The organism is Synechococcus sp. RC10B2 (genome assembly GCF_047502635.1).
On record NZ_JANSHO010000006.1, the window covers coordinates 43,225 to 59,200 of the forward strand.

Annotated in this window: 16 protein-coding genes; 11 read left to right on the top strand and 5 right to left on the bottom strand. The window is 62.2% G+C overall.

The genetic code is table 11. The annotated features are described in order from the left end of the window. Positions 1 to 51 precede the first annotated feature (51 nt). The 3 genes from NW855_RS00735 (at position 52) to NW855_RS00745 (ending at position 2,442) form a co-directional block, all read left to right on the top strand. A complete protein-coding gene (locus NW855_RS00735) occupies positions 52 to 1,113 on the top strand; it encodes a tetratricopeptide repeat protein (RefSeq protein WP_011430942.1) in 1,062 nt (353 codons plus the stop codon). 117 nt (positions 1,114 to 1,230) lie between these two features. Further along, the gene (ilvN, locus tag NW855_RS00740; RefSeq protein ID WP_011430944.1) at positions 1,231 to 1,755 is read left to right on the top strand and encodes an acetolactate synthase small subunit; all 525 of its coding nucleotides are present in this window, start codon (positions 1,231 to 1,233) and stop codon (positions 1,753 to 1,755) included. 45 nt (positions 1,756 to 1,800) lie between these two features. Further along, the gene (locus tag NW855_RS00745; protein ID WP_414348416.1) at positions 1,801 to 2,442 is read left to right on the top strand and encodes a hypothetical protein; all 642 of its coding nucleotides are present in this window, start codon (positions 1,801 to 1,803) and stop codon (positions 2,440 to 2,442) included. A gap of 188 nt (positions 2,443 to 2,630) precedes the next feature. On the opposite strand, the gene NW855_RS00750 is transcribed toward NW855_RS00745, so the two are convergent. Beyond that, on the bottom strand, positions 2,631 to 3,377 hold the full coding sequence (locus tag NW855_RS00750; RefSeq protein WP_414508253.1) for a DUF3120 domain-containing protein: 747 nt from the start codon (positions 3,375 to 3,377) through the stop codon (positions 2,631 to 2,633). A 138-nt stretch (positions 3,378 to 3,515) separates the two neighbouring features. On the opposite strand from NW855_RS00750, the gene NW855_RS00755 reads away from it, so the two are divergent. Beyond that, positions 3,516 to 4,562, top strand: coding sequence for a glucokinase (locus NW855_RS00755; protein WP_414508254.1), 1,047 nt, complete (start codon positions 3,516 to 3,518; stop codon positions 4,560 to 4,562). A gap of 85 nt (positions 4,563 to 4,647) precedes the next feature. On the opposite strand, the gene NW855_RS00760 is transcribed toward NW855_RS00755, so the two are convergent. Next, positions 4,648 to 5,223: an NUDIX hydrolase gene (locus tag NW855_RS00760; protein WP_011430949.1), complete on the bottom strand. Its 576-nt coding sequence runs from the start codon at positions 5,221 to 5,223 to the stop codon at positions 4,648 to 4,650. A gap of 104 nt (positions 5,224 to 5,327) precedes the next feature. Here NW855_RS00760 and trpE point away from each other — a divergent pair, with 104 nt between their 5' ends. The 4 genes from trpE to NW855_RS00780 all read left to right on the top strand — a co-directional run bounded on the left by trpE (position 5,328) and on the right by NW855_RS00780 (position 9,397). Further along, positions 5,328 to 6,824, top strand: a complete 1,497-nt coding sequence (trpE, locus tag NW855_RS00765; RefSeq protein ID WP_011430950.1) for an anthranilate synthase component I — start codon at positions 5,328 to 5,330, stop codon at positions 6,822 to 6,824. A gap of 6 nt (positions 6,825 to 6,830) precedes the next feature. Further along, positions 6,831 to 7,637, top strand: coding sequence for a phytanoyl-CoA dioxygenase family protein (locus NW855_RS00770; RefSeq protein ID WP_414508255.1), 807 nt, complete (start codon positions 6,831 to 6,833; stop codon positions 7,635 to 7,637). 83 nt (positions 7,638 to 7,720) lie between these two features. Beyond that, on the top strand, positions 7,721 to 8,785 hold the full coding sequence (gene chlG, locus NW855_RS00775) for a chlorophyll synthase ChlG (RefSeq protein ID WP_071813560.1): 1,065 nt from the start codon (positions 7,721 to 7,723) through the stop codon (positions 8,783 to 8,785). A 156-nt stretch (positions 8,786 to 8,941) separates the two neighbouring features. Continuing rightward, positions 8,942 to 9,397: a hypothetical protein gene (locus NW855_RS00780; RefSeq protein WP_011430954.1), complete on the top strand. Its 456-nt coding sequence runs from the start codon at positions 8,942 to 8,944 to the stop codon at positions 9,395 to 9,397. A gap of 22 nt (positions 9,398 to 9,419) precedes the next feature. Here NW855_RS00780 and NW855_RS00785 read toward each other — a convergent pair whose 3' ends face one another. The 3 genes from NW855_RS00785 to NW855_RS00795 all read right to left on the bottom strand — a co-directional run bounded on the left by NW855_RS00785 (position 9,420) and on the right by NW855_RS00795 (position 12,574). Then, entirely contained in the window at positions 9,420 to 10,802 is a 1,383-nt protein-coding gene (locus NW855_RS00785) for an MFS transporter (protein WP_414508256.1), read from the bottom strand. An 83-nt stretch (positions 10,803 to 10,885) separates the two neighbouring features. Continuing rightward, positions 10,886 to 12,298, bottom strand: coding sequence for an aspartate ammonia-lyase (locus NW855_RS00790; protein WP_041438484.1), 1,413 nt, complete (start codon positions 12,296 to 12,298; stop codon positions 10,886 to 10,888). Between the two features lie 9 nt (positions 12,299 to 12,307). Then, positions 12,308 to 12,574 carry a hypothetical protein gene (locus NW855_RS00795; RefSeq protein WP_011430957.1) on the bottom strand — a complete coding sequence of 89 codons (267 nt, stop codon included), beginning with the start codon at positions 12,572 to 12,574 and terminating at the stop codon, positions 12,308 to 12,310. Positions 12,575 to 12,870: 296 nt separating this feature from the next. Between NW855_RS00795 and infC the strand changes: the two genes are divergently transcribed. From infC to NW855_RS00810, 3 genes are all read left to right on the top strand, one after another. Next, complete coding sequence (gene infC, locus NW855_RS00800; RefSeq protein ID WP_011430958.1) at positions 12,871 to 13,428, top strand: translation initiation factor IF-3; 558 nt, start codon at positions 12,871 to 12,873, stop codon at positions 13,426 to 13,428. Positions 13,429 to 13,443: 15 nt separating this feature from the next. Beyond that, positions 13,444 to 13,908, top strand: coding sequence for a thioredoxin-dependent thiol peroxidase (gene bcp / locus NW855_RS00805; RefSeq protein WP_011430959.1), 465 nt, complete (start codon positions 13,444 to 13,446; stop codon positions 13,906 to 13,908). Between the two features lie 144 nt (positions 13,909 to 14,052). Continuing rightward, positions 14,053 to 15,966 carry a serine/threonine-protein kinase gene (locus NW855_RS00810; RefSeq protein ID WP_414346705.1) on the top strand — a complete coding sequence of 638 codons (1,914 nt, stop codon included), beginning with the start codon at positions 14,053 to 14,055 and terminating at the stop codon, positions 15,964 to 15,966. Positions 15,967 to 15,976 lie beyond the last annotated feature (10 nt).

The window sequence follows — 15,976 nt, forward strand, 5'->3', positions numbered from 1 at the left end:
TCTCGCTGCCCAATCAGGCAGAATCAGAGAAACCAGCTCCGGGTTGATGCCATGCTCAAAGCCCACGACTCGGCCGGTTTGCGCCTGTTGCTCGCGGCTGCCCTGCTGTTGGGGGGCTTGGCCAGTTGGCGGCAGGATCGCCTCTCGGCAGTGATGGGTCTGGCCAGTGCGGCAGCCATTTCAGCCTTCACCCGCCCCGCCATCTTGGCTTACAACCGGGGTCGCGAACGGTGGCTGAACCGGGATCTGATAGGGGCTGTCGAGCAGCTCAACCTGGCGCTGCAGCAGGATCCCTGTCTGACCAACGCCCACCTTCTGCGCGGCCAGGTTTACCTCGAACTCGGCCAACTTCCCCAGGCGCTGGCGGACTTCGACCAAGCCACCCGGTTGGCCCCGCGCCGGCCAGAGTCCTATCTCTACCGCGGCCTCCTTCTTCAGTTGCAGGGGGATTTGCAGGGGGCAATAGCCGAGCTTGCCGAGGTAGTACGCCGGCATCCTAGCGCCCCCCACCACCTCCGCTTGGCCAACCTGCTCAGGCAACAGGGATCCCTGCCTTCAGCTCTAGCTCACCTGGACGAGGCCATTTGTCGGGATCCCACCTCGGCGCCTGCCTATGCCTGCCGCGCTACGGTGTACGGCTACCTGGGAGAATGGGAGGCGGCTGTGGCCGATTGGTCCCAGGCCATCCGCTGGGATCCCTGTCCGGCCCACCACTATGGGCGGGGCGTTGCCTATGCTTGGGCCGATTGCTATGACGAGGCCATTGCCGACCTCAGCCGCAGCCTCGAGGCAGAACCCTGCCAACCCCACGTTCTCTACATCAGGGGCAATCTTCTCTACGAGCTGGGGGAGATCAAAGCTGCCCTCGACGATTACGACCAGGCCTTTCGCTTGGAAGCCGACGGCAACCTCGGGGATCCCACCGACGAGTACGGCTTGTACGGTCGGGGGCTGGCTTACGGAAATATGGGAGATAGGGCAACGGCTATTTCCAGTTGGCAAGCCGCTTTGCAGGTCAGCCGCCAACACCACAACCTAGTTTTGCAGGAACAGGCGCATCGATCTTTGCGGCAGCTCCAGGATTTGGACGGAGATCCCGGAGCCTTTGGCTAGCGAGGTCGAAGGGATCCCCTCAGAACATTGCCGCGAAACTGGCGTAAAATTTGCTTATCGCCATCTCAATTCCCCTGATCTGCAGTTGGATTTTTCCCACCTCCTTCTGTGGCTGCCGTGAAACACACCCTCAGCGCTCTTGTGCAGGATCAGCCCGGGGTCTTAACCCGCATCGCCGGCATGTTTGCCCGCCGGGGCTTCAACATCGACAGCCTCACCGTTGGCCCCACCGAGCGGCCTGGCATCTCCCGCATCACCATGGTGGTGCAGGGGGATGAGCACGATGTGGAGCAGATGACCAAGCAGCTCTACAAGCTGATCGACGTGCTGAAAGTAACCGACATTACCCATGTCCCCTGTGTAGAACGGGAGCTGATGCTCGTCAAGGTCAACGCCAGCATCGAAACTCGCTCGGCCATCATGGACGTGGCGCAGATGTTCCGTGCCCGGATTGTGGATGTGGCGGAAGAGTCTTTGACTTTGGAAGTGACAGGGGATCCGGGCAAAATGGTGGCCATCATCAAGATGTTAACCAGCTTCGGCATTCGGGAGATTGCCCGCACCGGCCTGGTAGCTCTCACCCGCGAGTCGGGAGTCAATACCGAGTACTTGAAGCAGCACCCCACCGTGGCAGTCGTCTGAGGGGCTTGGCCACGATGCCAACAGAGATTGCTTAGGGAGGAGGCCATGGCAAAACCGGAGAGAAGCCGGCGCCATAGGGGGCAGGCCCTGCGCAATAGCCTGCGTTGCCTGATGAGCCTCCTGGCCATTGGGCTGTTGGGGTTACTGGGGGGCTGTGGCCCCCGACCTCCCAAGTCGGTTGTGCAGCAGGCTCTGGCCTACCAGATCTCCCACCCGGCTGAGCCGGTTGCCTCGCTGGTGGGCAGCGACCGCTTAGCAGGCCGTTTGGAAGTGCAGGATGTCCAAATTCGTCAGGATCGCCGTGAACCCCTGCTGTTGGCCTCAGGAGAGAAACTGGAAGGCCACCACCTCAGCGGCACCTATACCGTAATTGTCAAGCCACCGGGATCCCGCCGCCCCTACCGCCGCAAGGGGGATCCCTTCCAGCTCACCCTGGCCCACCAGAAGGCGCAAAGTTCCCCTTCCCCTGGGGGAGCGCAGCCCAAAACCCTGCCCGAACGGTGGCTACTGGCCCATCCCTCTCCCGATGCCAAGAGCTGGGAGGTCATCGACTTTTTCCCCCAGCCGGCACCGCTGCCGGAGCTGCCTCCTGCCGAACAGGCGTACCGACACCCGACTGACCTTGACGCTCTCCCCGCCCCTATAGCTGGCTTTCGCCCAGGGGTAAGCCAGAGAACTCTTTCCTAGGCTGGAGGACTGCTCCCACCGGAGAAGTCAGCTACCTTCCCTGGGGAGGAAGAGATCCTTCGCGGCTACCTGGCCACAACAAAGCGCTACGTAGAAACTCCAAACAACGGTAGGCAGGCTCCTCTGCAGGCCTCAATGTTGTCCCTTGCGCCGCCATTTTCTGGGTCAGCACCGCAGAGGTGGTTGGCTCACCGCAGCAGAGCTGCCCCCCAGCCGAATAGCCCATCCACCAACAGGGTATTCAGCACTGCTCCCGCAAATGCCCAGTGGTGCAAGCGGCGGGATCCCTGCACTCTCCACAATCCAACACCCAGCAACAGAAGGCCCAAGCCGATGCCCCAACCCAGGCCCCAGGGGGTAGCCATTTTGTCGAGGGCCGCCCTAAAAGGGACAACCGCCTGCTCCAACCGGTCAAACTGCATCGCCTGCCGCCACTCAGGCAGCAGCCCCACCGAGTGAATGTAGAGATCTGTAACCGCCGTACCCCACAGGGAGCCGAGATAAAACCAGGTACCGATGCGGGCAAACCGTCGCCGTGTCCCCCACCAGACAATCGGGATCCCCAAGGCTTCCACAGGCATGTGCCAAAGAGGCTCAAAGCGCAGCCATCCCCAATACAGGGATCCTGCCAGCCAAGTCAGCGTGAAGCCGTAGAGCAGATCCCCCCAGATGCGGGTGCGGGGCCGCGAGTAGAGCCGCCAGCTAAGGCCCAGCCAGCCTAGAGTCATCGCCAAGCTCAGCCAAGGGCTATAGCGCACCAGGGGCGCTGCCACAAAAACGGGTAGGCACACCAGCACAGCCGCCGCTCCCCCGATGGCGTGGTGAGAGGGAAACCGCCTTCGCAGAGAAGAACGGGGAATCTCCCGTCCGACTGGGCCCTGGGAGGCCAGGGAAGGCTCTTCTTGGAGAGGCGGCGAACAAGAGGTAGGAAACAAAACGCAATCTTAGAAACTTTTACATCAGTTAACATAGCATCTTCCCTGCCCTTTCCCGCCCCGGCCGAGAGGGGCCGGCGTTGCCAGGGTACTGCCGAAAATGTCAGGGTGAGAATAACGCGCTGCCCGGAAAACACTATGGAGTTGCTGTTGGCGGGAGATATCGGGGGCACCAAGACCAGCCTCAGCCTCTTCAATGCCCAAGATCCCGATCACAGCCTCTACCACTGCCGCTACGCCAGCCAGAGCTATCCCAACCTCACCCCGGTGGTGCTGGAGTTTCTGGCCCAGGCACGGCAGGAGCTGGGGCGAGATCCCCAACCGGTTGCCGCCTGCTTTGCTGTGGCCGGCCCCGTAGTGGAAGAAAAAAGCAGTCCAGGAGCCGGGGGACAGAGGGCCAAAATCACCAACCTGCCCTGGAGCCTGCACTCAAGCCAGTTGGCGGCGGAGCTGGGGATCCCCCGCCTAGCGTTGATCAACGACTTCAGCGCCGTAGGCTATGGGGTGCTGGCCCTGCGAGATCAGGATCTGGAAACGCTGCAGACAGGAGAGCGGCAGCCCCAGGCGCCCATCGGCGTCATCGGGGCGGGCACAGGGCTGGGGCAGGCCTACCTCACCTGGGGAGAAGGCGGCTACCAGGTTCATGCCAGCGAGGGGGGGCATGTGGATTTTTCTCCACGGACCCCTTTGGAATGGGAGCTGCTGCGGTATCTGCAACAACGACATGGGCGCGTCTCCACCGAGCGGGTGGTCTCGGGGCAGGGGATCGTGGCCATCTATCAATTTCTGCGGGATAGCCGCTGGGGCCAGGGAGAGGAGCAGTTGCTGGCCCAAATTGCCGCCTGGGAAAGGGGAGCCAGCCCCGTCGACCCAGCCGCCCAAATTGCCAATGCCGCCCTGGAGGGACGGGATCCCTTGGCGGTGGAGTGTTTGCGGCTGTTTACCAGCTTGTATGGGGCCGCTGTCGGCAATTTTGCCCTGCACCTGCTGCCCCGTGGGGGCCTGTTCATCGCCGGCGGGATCGCGCCCAAGCTCCTGAGCCTGTTGCGGGAGGGAGAGTTTTTGCCCTCCTTTTTGGATAAGGGACGGATGCGCACTCTGCTGGAGCAACTGTCAGTGCAGGTGGTGGTGAACGCCCAGGTGGGCTTGATAGGGGCTGCCCACTATGCCGCCACTTTGCTGTAGAGGTTAAGCCTGTTGGCGGCAGGGATCCCCCGCTCCCTTCTCCCAGGGGGAGAGGGGGGCTGGGCAAGGCGCAGGATGGCCATGCCTAGGGCTTGTTCCTGCTCGCAAAGGCCGCATTTTCCGCTGCCAAAAACAACTGGGCCCGCCAAAAGCAGGTGATGGATTTGCTGTCGAAATCCAGGCCAAAACGGGCCATTTCTGTCAGTTCGGCAGGCGAAAGCTCCACCACCGCAATGTCTTCATCTTCATCCTTGGCCGGTGGAGCATCCAGCACTTCCAGATCCCGCGCCAGGTAGGCGTACATGATCTCGCTGGAATAGCCGGGGCACAGATAAAATTGGCCGAGGGGATCCCAGCGGTGGGCGCGCAGGCCGGTTTCTTCTTCCAGCTCGCGGCGAATGGTTTCATCAGGATGTTCCCCTGGCTCGACGGTACCGGCGGGAAACTCGTAGAGGTAGGCGGCGACGGCAAAGCGATATTGGCGAATGCAGACGAACTTGCCTTCGGCAGTGACCGGCACGGCCACCACGCCGCCGGGGTGGAGGAGGTACTCCCGCTCCCCTTCGGTGCCGTTGGGAAAGCGCAAGCGCTGGCTGACAAAGGTGTACTTGTGGCCTTGAAAGCGCAGGCGCTCGCGAAGGATCTGCGATGGGGTGTGCATGGCAAGGTTGCTCAGAGAAAGGCCCCCCTCAGCTTAATCGGTGGCGGTGCTGTTGGAGCTCCCCCCTTAAGGTAAAGTCAGAGGGGCAAGCGAAGGTGCAGGCCATGATCTCCCCTTCTCTGAAGGAGTTCCTCGCCCTCAGCCAACAGGGCAATTTCATCCCGGTCTACCAAGAATGGGTGGCGGACTTGGAAACGCCTGTCTCTGCCTGGTACCGGGTCTGTGCCGGGCGGCCCTACAACTTTCTGCTGGAATCGGTGGAGGGAGGGGAACAGGTGGCCCGCTACAGCTTCCTCGGCTGCGACCCTTTGTGGGTTTTGCAGGTGCGCGGGGATCAGGCCTTGCAGATCCACCGCGATGGGCATCGAGAGCAGCACCAAGGGGATCCCTTTGCCGTTTTGGCCCGCTGCCTGCAGCCCTATGAGCCGGTGCACCTGCCGGAGTTGCCCAGCAGCATCGGCGGGCTCTTTGGCTACTGGGGCTATGAGCTGATTCGCTGGATCGAGCCCAAGGTGCCCATTCACCCCCTGCAGCCGGGGGATCCCCCCGACGCTATCCTCATGCAGGTGGACAGCATCCTGATCTTCGACCAGGTCAAGCGCAAGATCTGGGTGGTGGCCTTTGCCGACACACGCCAGCAGCCGGCGGAGCAGGCCTACGCCCAAGCCTGCCGGCGGGTGGAACAGTTGGTGCAACAGCTCAGCGCCCCCCTTTCTCTTGCCCACCTCAGCCTCGACTGGAAGCCGCAACTGCCCGATGCCATTCCCCCCAGCACCCTCAGCCGCGCCGCCTACTGCCAGGCGGTGGAGCAGGCCAAAGCCTACATCCGGGCTGGCGAGATCTTTCAGGTGGTGCTCTCGCAGCGCTTCACCACCCCTTTTGCTGGAGATCCTTTCCGGCTCTACCGCTCCCTGCGGCTGATTAACCCCTCCCCCTACATGGCGTTTTTCCAGTTTGGCGATCTCTGCCTTGTCGGCTCCAGCCCAGAAGTGATGGTCAAGCTCACTCGGATAGGGGAAGAGCGCATCGCCACCGTGCGTCCCATCGCCGGCACCCGCCCCCGCGGCGCCACCCCCGCCCAAGACCGCCAGTTGGAGCAGGAGCTGTTGGCGGATCCCAAGGAGCGGGCAGAGCATGTGATGCTGGTGGACTTGGCCCGCAACGACCTGGGGCGGGTCTGCCGCCTGGGATCCGTGCAGGTGGACGACCTGATGCAGATCGAGCGCTACAGCCACGTGATGCACATCGTCAGCAATGTGGTGGGGCAGTTGGATCCCCGCTACAGCGCCTGGGATCTGCTGCGGGCCACCTTTCCTGCCGGCACGGTTACTGGCGCTCCCAAGATCCGCGCCATGCAGATTATCCACGAGCTGGAAGGGTGTCGCCGCGGCCCCTACGCCGGCGCCTATGGCTACTACGACTTTGCCGGCCAACTGAACACCGCCATCACCATCCGCACCCTGCTGGTTCAGGGGGACCAGGTGAGCATCCAAGCCGGGGCGGGCATCGTGGCCGACTCGGATCCGGAGCGGGAGTACCAAGAATGCCTGAACAAAGCGCGGGGCATGCTCATGGCAGTGGCCAGCTTGCAGAAGGAGTAAAGGCTCGTGTTAGCCCAGGTGCACTTTAGCCATGCCGAGCGGGAGCGCCGGCAGCCGGATCCAGAGACCGTAGAGCAGGCGTTTCACCTGTTTTCCACCGAGGGCTACCTGGTGCTGCCGGAGATCTTCCCCACGGCGCTCATCGACAAGCTACACAGTAGCTTTCTGACCACCTACAGCCGCTACTGCACCCACGAAAACCACCCCGACGCCCTGTTGGTGGGCAATCGACGAGTGATGGTGACGGTGCGCCTGGAGGGGCCCTTTAACGATCCCCTGCTCTATGCCCATCCCTTAATCCTGCCTATCTTGCAGCGAATCTTGGGATCAAGCCTGATCCTGAGCGGGCTGGGGGTGGTAGTTTCTCTGCCGGGATCCGCCGATCAACAGGTTCACCGGGATCTCTCCCACCTCTTCGGCGACGCAATTCTAGATGCCATCGTCCCCTGCTATGCCCTGAATTTGCTTATCCCGCTGGTGGAGGTCAACGAAGAGAACGGCATGACCCGCCTCTGGCCTGGCAGCCACGCTGTTTTCGAGGCCCACTACACCGAGCTGGCCCGGCAGATGCCCTTTGTCGATCCGCCGCTGGCCAAGGGATCCTGCCTGCTGTTCGACTACCGCTTGATTCACCTGGGCCGGCCCAATCGTTCTGCTGCTCCCCGGCCCCTCCTCTACAACACTTACAGCCGACCTTGGTTCCGGGATCCCGTCAACTATACCCGACAGCCCCCCCTGGTGATCCCGGCAGCCGAGAAAGAGCGGATCCCGGCCCAGCACCACTCCCTATTCGTGGCAGCGCAGATTGTGTAGAGGAAAGTTTTGAGGAATGTGGGAAGATGCCTCAGAATGGGGGTGGGTATCCCCGTTGTTGAAGTTTGATTGCGCACCCCACCATGAGCGAAAGCACCTCTCAAGAGCCATCTTGGGCGCCGACGGCAGACGAAATGGCCCCTGCTGTGGGTCCTGGCGCAGAAACCGCCCCGGCTCCTGAAGCCGACAAGGGATCCGCCGCCCGGCGTGTCCGCCAACTCTTGGGCATGAAAGGGGCAGAGGTGGAGTCTCGCTCCGTTTGGCAAGTCCACCTGCAACTGATGAAGCCCGTGACCTGGATCCCGCTGGTGTGGGGCCTGATTCCGGGAGCGGCCTCCTCCGGCCACTTCACCTGGACTTGGGAAAACGTGGCCCTCATCTTGGTGGGCATGATCCTGGCCGGCCCCTTGATGACGGGCTACACCCAGACCCTGAACGAATACTACGACCGCGACATCGACGCCATCAACGAGCCCTATCGCCCCATCCCTTCCGGGGCCATCTCCCTGCGGCGGGTGGTCATCCAAATCTGGGTGCTGCTGATCCTGGGGCTGGCGTTGGCCTATGCCCTGGATTGGTACACCGGCCACGACTTTCCGGTGATCACCTGCATTGCCCTGGCGGGAGCCCTAATTGCCTACATCTACTCGGCGCCGCCCCTGAAACTAAAGCGCAACGGCTGGCTGGGGAACTACGCCCTGGGGGCCAGCTACATCGCCCTGCCCTGGTGGACGGGACATGCCCTCTTTGGCGAGCTGAACTGGACAATCTGCATTCTGACCCTGATCTACAGCTTGGCCGGCCTGGGGATCGCCGTGGTCAACGATTTCAAAAGCATGGAGGGGGATAGACAATTTGGCCTCGCCTCCTTGCCGGTGATGTTTGGGGCGATGGGGGCGGCCTGGATCGCGGCGCTGATGATCGACCTGTTTCAGTTCGGCATGGCCTCGTTTTTGCTGGGAGCTGGCCTAAAGCTCTACGCCGCAATTTTGGTGCTGCTGATTATCCCGCAGATCACCTTCCAAGACATGTACCTGCTGCGGGATCCCCTCAACAACGACGTCAAATACCAGGCCAGCGCTCAGCCTTTTCTGGTGTTGGGCATGCTGGTGGTGGGGCTGGCGCTGGGCCGCTTGGGGCTGGGGTAGTCGAGCCGAGGCCAAAGTGCCCATCCTGGCAACCGAGGTGACGGCTTCCGCCCTGGGGTGCTCCCTCTGCCTGGGCCAAGATCAAGTCAGGATCCCATCGGGGATGGCCGATGGATCCCAAAAAGTGGGATGGCCCTGGGCCAAAGGAGATATCCGATGAAGCTGTCTATTCCCCTCCAACTCAGCCTGAGCCTGGCTCTGCTCTTGGGGGCGGTCGTCCCTGCACAAGCCCAGCGGATCGTCATCGACGGGCGCGGGATCCTGGTCGAACCCAGCACCGGTGGCTCGGTCATCCTCAACCCCGACCAGCCGCTCTTGGCTCCGATCCCGCCTGGGGGAGTTCCTTTTTCCCTCGATGCAGAGGGCCAAGTGGTCTCTGCCCCTGGCTACCGCTGCAGCGCCGCCACCGCTGCCGACAACTCTCCCATCATCTGCCGCTCCCAGTTCAACCCCAACGACGTGGTGGTCTACGAGCGGGATGGCCGCTCCAACACCTTCTTCGTCAATACTGACAACCCTGTGATCCAGCCTTCCGGCAGCGGCCTGCGGATTCTGCCCAACTCCGAGCCGGTGCAGCCCTCCGGCAGTGGCTTGCGCATCATCCTCAACTGACAGACGGGAAGCGGCCCCCTGTCTAAGGGGATCCCTCAGGAGCAGCTCCCGCTCGTCTTGCCTCCAATTCCCTTAGGATCTGCCGGTGGCGCTGCCGGGTGATGGGGTACAGCCACACCAGCAGGATCCCACCGATTAAAGCCACTGCCGGCAGGGGGCCGATGGCGAGGCGGATGGCCAGCAAGGCTGATTCGGGCTGGGAAGGAAGAGGCTCTCCAGCTACCGAAGGGATAAAGCCAGCCCAATCTAGAACTTGCCCCAGGAAAAACAGCCCCAGCCCCAGGCCTACTTTTTGCAGGAACACCATCAAGGCATAGAAGATCCCTTCCCGCCGCTCCCCGGTTTGCAGCTCGTCCAGGTCAATGACATCTGGCAACATCGACCAGGGGCCAAGGTAGGCCGTGGCTGAAACCCCTGCTCCTGCCAACAACGCCAGCGCAATCATGAGCTGCTCCTGGCCGGGCTGTAGGAAGAACAGGCCTGCCTGCGCGATCAACCAGAACCCCGCCCCGATCAGGTACATGGCGCGCTTGCCTAGCCGGGCGCTCAGTCGCGTCCAGGCAAACAGGGTCAGCACGGCAACGCTCTGAACCGCCAGCACCACCAGGGAAATCCACACCTCGGGCAAGTCCATCCAGAAAACGATGAAGTAGGGGATGATGGTGGCCGTAAACTGAAATGCCAGCCAGGAACATAGGTAGATGCCGCTTACAAATAGATAGGGGCGGTTGCTGAGGGCCACCCCCAACTGCTGGAGCAAAGGCAGCGGATCCCGCCAGGACTGATGCCGTTCCCGCACCCCCCAAAAGCAGAGCACTAGAGGCAGAGTGGAGATTACCCCAAAACAGCTCCCTGCCAGCAAATGCCCACTAGCTCGATCCGGCAGCAGGTTAACCAAGAGGGGAAAGGTGGCCACTGCAACCATGCTGCCCCCCACCGAGAAAGCAAAGCGGAATTGGTTAAGCTGGGTGCGCTCGTCGTAATCCTGGGTCAGCTCCGCCGTCAGGGAGGCATAGGGGATGTTGGCAGCCGAGTAGAAGGCGTTAAACAGCAGCGACACCGCCAGGTAGTAGGCAAACAGAAGCCCAGTTCGACCGGGAAAAGGGATCCACCACTGCGCTACGAAGGTTAGGCCAAAAGGGATGGCTGAAAACAGGAGCCAGGGGCGGCGGCGACCCCAACGGCTGCGAGTGCGGTCGCTGAGGAGGCCGATGATGGGATCGTTGATGGCATCCCAAAAGCGGGTGAGGGCGGAGATGCTGCCGGCCAAGCCTGCTGCCATGCCGACGGTGTTGGTGAGAAAGGGCAGCAGGAAAAAAATGAGGATACTGGCCGTCATGCCCGTGCCCAGATCCCCCACCCCATAGGCCAGCTTCGTCCGCAAGCTCAGTCGTTCTCCGGTCATGGCCTGCCTTGGCAAAGGAGAGTCTTACTTAGTCTAGGGGGAAGGGGCAGGCGAGAGGGCTAATTGCCCTTTTCGCGGAGGGGCTAAGAGCGCATCTGGCTCATCGCCTCCAGATTCAACGCCTTGGCCACCTGTTCCGGGCTCATCAAGTTGCGCTCCAACACGATCTGGCGGATGGGCTTGCCGGTTTCCAGGGAGATCTTAGCCACCTCTGCCGCCTGCAGGTAGCCAATGTAGGGATTGAGGGCAGTCACCAAAGCCAGCGTCCCCTCAGCATAGCTGCGGCAGCGATCCGCCTGGGCGGTGATGCCGCGGACGCAGCGCTCGGTAAAGACGCGCAGGCTGTTGTTGAGGATCTGCAAGCTATGCAGGAGGTTATAGGCAATCAGCGGCATCATCGCGTTGAGCTCAAATTGGCCTGCCTGGGCGGCGAGGAGAATGGCGGTGTCCAGGCCGATCACCTGAAAGCAGACCATGTTCAGCATCTCGGCCATCACCGGGTTGTACTTGCCGGGCATGATGGAGGAGCCGGGCTGTACCGGCGGCAGTTGGATCTCTTTGAGGCCAGTCTTGGGGCCGGAATCCATCAGGCGTAGGTCGTTGGCCATTTTGATGGCATCTTGGGCCAGGTTGCGCAGGGATCCCGACAGGTGCACAAAGGGGGCCATGCTCTGCATCGCCGCCATGGGATGGGGGGCCGGGGTAAGGGGCAACTGGGTGTACTCTGCCAGCCGTTGCACCACCTTTTGCCGGTACTGGGGATGGGTATTGAGGCCGGTGCCGACGGCGCTGCCCCCCAGCCCCAAGCTGCCCAGAGCCTGGCTGGCCTCCTCGATCCAGCGGCGGTGCTGGGCAAAGATGGCCGCATAGGCGCCGAAGCTATCTCCCAGCCTTATGGGGACAGCATCCTGCAAATGGGTGCGGCCCGCCTTGAGAATGCCGTGGAACTCCTGTGCTTTCTGCTCCAGCGCCGCCACCAGGTTGTCCAGCGTGCCCAAAAGATCCCGCCGCACCCGCAGCAGGGCCGCCAGGCGAATGGCGGTGGGGATGACGTCGTTGGTGGATTGGCCGTAGTTGACATGGTCGTTGGGGCTGACCCGCTCGTAGCGCCCCTTGGGCTCTCCCAGGATCTCCAGGGCGCGGTTGGCCAACACCTCATTGACGTTCATGTGGTGGGAGGTGCCCGCCCCGGCCTGGTACACATCCACCACAAACTGATCCCGCAGGGATCCCTGGAGGATCTCGTCTGCCGCTTGGACAATGGCCTTGGCCACGTCGGGGGGAATGCAGCCCAGCTCGCCGTTGACCTCCGCCGCCGCTTTTTTGATGAGCACGCAGGCCTCCACGTACTCCGGCAGCGGCTTGAGGCCGCTGATGGGAAAATTCTCCAGGGCGCGGGCGGTTTGGATGCCGTAGTACACCGACTGCGGCAGTTGCCGCTCCCCCATCGCGTCCCGCTCGCTGCGCACTTGCAGTGGGTCTGTCTCTGGAACCATGGCACAGCTCTAGCTGGCAGGTTTTTGGGAAGGTTCCTGTAGAGGTAGGGATCCCTTTTCCTGGAGAGCAGCCAACTGCTGGCTAATCCGCTCGTTGTTTTCCGCCAAGACGAGCACCATGGCCGCGCAGGCCAGATGAACTCCTGCCCGGAATTCGGCCGAGGCTTTGTACTGAGCCAGCGCCTCGCTATCTCCTTCTCGCGGGCTCAGGATCAGTTGCACCGACTTTTGGGCCAACTCTTTCAGTTCCCGTTCCGTTAAACCGAGCTGCACCACTTTTGCCCTCCCTGCTAACCGGAAAACAAGCCCCCCCCTGCCCTCTCACCGGCAGGAGCGCCACTTTGGTTATCCTACCGCGGTTGCTGCCCCAATCCAGCATCCTTCTTCCTTCCAGTGGGTCGGCGAACCCCTAGAAGAAAACAAAAAATGCCGGCTAGTATAGGTGCAGCATGCCTTGCCCTCCTGGCCGATAGACCACTTGGGGGTGCAAGTCCGTCGGCCAGCAACGGCGCAAAAGAGGCTGCTATTCTCTGAGTACTACCATCTAGGTTGTTGTTCACAGAGAGGAAAACTTGTCCGTAGAACGTCCACTTGACCGCTTGCCCCGCAAGCAGCGCGCAGAGCTGCCGGCCATCAACGAGCGCATCCGCTTCCCCAAAATTCGCCTCATCGACACCGATGGCACCCAGTTGGGGATCATGAGCCCGCGCGAAGCCCTGCGCCTGGCCGAAGAAAAAGATCTGGACTTGGTCTTGGTCAGCGACAAGGCGGATCCTCCCGTCTGCCGCATCATGGACTACGGCAAGTTCAAGTTTGAGAAGGAGAAAAAAGAACGGGAGGCCCGCAAAAAACAACACACCGCCGAGATCAAGGAAGTGAAGTTTCGCTACAACATCGGCGAGCACGACTACCACGTCCGCCTGCGCAGCGCTCAGCAGTTTTTGGGGGATGGAGACAAGGTAAAAGCCACGGTGATGTTTCGCGGTCGCGAGGCCCAGCACGCCGAGTTGGGGGAAGAGTTGCTGCAGCGCTTGTTCAAAGACCTAGAAGGCGTGGCGGAAATGCAGCAGCCCCCCCAAAAGGAAGGGCGAAACATCACGATGATCCTCTCCCCCAAAAAATCCACCTGAGGAGGGATCCCGTCTATGGCTCTTGCTGTTGGGGATCCGGCGCCGGAGTTTACCCTGCCCGATGCCGAGGGCAATTTGGTCAGCCTGAGCCAGCTGCGGGGCCGGCGGGTGGTGCTCTACTTCTACCCGCGGGACAACACTCCCGGCTGCACCCGAGAAGCCTGTGGCTTTCGCGATGCCTACGCCGAGTATCAGGCGCACGGGATCCACGTCTTGGGGGTGAGCGCCGACGACGCCCGTTCCCACCAAAAGTTTGCCCAAAAACTGCAGCTTCCCTTTCCGCTGCTGGTGGACGAGGGGGCCAAGGTGGCCAGCGCCTACGGCGTCTATGGCCCGAAAAAGTTCATGGGCAAAGTCTATAACGGCATTCACCGCACCACCTTTGTCATCGATCCGGAGGGGAAGATCGAGGCCATCATCACCAAGGTCAAGGTGGAGGCTCACGCGGCGGAGCTGCTCAAGCAGTTAACCGGCTCCTAAGCTCTCTGTTGGGGGGTGCAGGGGGAGCAGCCCTGTCGGCAAAGGTGCCTAGGTGTCCAGCGTTCCCGTGCCGAGATTAGGACAAGAAGAGAGCGGGCAGGGGATATAACGATACAAAGTGCCGGTATGGATTCCCCTGGGGCCGTGTCCCGACGCACCCGTACCACCAAGTCGATTCACGACAGCTACCAAATTTTGGGTTTGGCCGGCCAAGGGCAGTATGGGCGCGTGTTCTGTGCCCGGCCCCGCCACGGGGGGGATCTGGTGGCCCTCAAGGAGCTGCCGGCAGAGCGCTTTCCCACCCCCAACCTGCTGCGGGAGCTGCGCTACCTGCTGACATTGAACCACCCCAACATCACCCGCTGCTACGCCCTCGAACATGCCCGTGAGGGGCGCTATTTGGTGTTGGAGTACTGCGAAGGGGGCACGCTGCGGGAGCTGATCGACCAGGTGGAGCGGGGGCTGTGGCTGCCGGTCAAGCAGGTTTTGGGCTTTGTGGATCAGATCTTGGCCGGCTTGGATCATGCCCATCGACAGGGGGTAATCCACTGCGATGTCAAGCCAGAGAATATCTTGCTCAAGCCCACGCCCCAGGGTTGGCAACTGAAGCTGACGGACTTTGGCATCGCTCGTCACCCCCAGCCTGCTCCCGGCGAGATCTCTGCCACCGGCTCCCCCGCCTACATGGCGCCAGAGCGGTTCTACGGCCAGTTCAGCCCCGCTTCTGACCTCTACGCGGTGGGGATCATCCTCCTGGAGCTGTTGACGGGCCGGCGACCCTTTTCCGGCTCCCCCAGCCAGTTGATGCACGCCCACCTCAACCAGCCGTTTGTCTGTCCGGAAGGGATCCCGGCCCCGCTGCAGGAACTGCTGGAGATCACGTTGCGCAAGTTGCCCCTGCGGCGGTTTCGCACCGCGGCCCAGATGCGTTCGGCCCTGGCAACCTTTGCCCGGGAGTGGCAGGAGCCAGCCGGTTGTTGGGTCGGCCCTCGCCTGTCCAGGCGGTCACCTCCCGGCCTGCAGGTCTGGGATCTGCCGGATCCGGGTTTTGTTGGCGAGGGCGGGATGGAGTCCCTGCCTGAGCAAAAGTTCTGCATCTGTGAAGATCCGAGCGGCTCCCGATCCCCGCTGCTGCTGCGGGTAACCCCTCAGCGGCTGGAGTGGCTGGATCTGCAGACCCTTGCCTCAGGAGCGCCGCCTCTGGCCTGTTTCTCCTTGGCCGAACCGTTGCAGCAAGTGCTGCCCTTGCCGAGCTTCCCGGAGGCTTTGGCTTTTTCCAAAAGCAACCTTTTGCACCTGAGTCCCGCGCGCGTCCGTACCTTGCTGAGTTTTGCGGAGGATTGGCGAGCCACCTGGCTGGCGGAGCGGCAGGAGTTGGTCTGGGCCACTGCCAAAGAAATTGGGGCAGTGCAATGGCTGCCGGCTGGGCCAACCGTAGCTCAACCTTTTCCGGAGTTCCACTGCTACTTTCGCTGGCCTTGGCAGGTGCCAACGGGATCCCTGCTCCGCTTGCTGGCTCTCTCGGAGCATCTGGTGCTGTTGGCGGGATTGGGGCGGCAGTGGGTGGAAATGACTGTGTTGCCCTATCCGGCGGCCTGGCCTCCGCAGACGGGCTCCCAGCCGCTGCGCTATCGCCTACCCCTGGATCCCAGGGGGAGAGTGCTCAGCTTGGGGGAGCGGCTGCTTTTTGCCGGCGGGGATGGAGGAGGCCAGGGATGCTGCCCCCACCTTTGCTCGGTGCAGGTCAACCCGCTGCGGCTGCGCCGCTGGTTTTTGAAGGGGTGGCCCCTGCAAATGGCCAAGGCCCCTTGGGGCGTGCTGCTCCTGTGTCGCGAGGGGGAGGAGTTCTCTTCCCTCTGGCTGTATAGCGAGGGGGGGTATCCCTTGGCCCAGGTGGCCGTGCCCGTCGGATCCGAGGTGTTGCAGGTGGGGCAAAGGGGACTGGTCTGGCTGCAAGTGCCCAAGGCCGGGAAGCCGCAGCAATTTCAGCTTTGGCAGTTGGATCTCAACCAGTTGCCGGCGAATGGCCATGCCGCCGAGGGGGTTGCTTTGGGCTAGCGACGGGTTT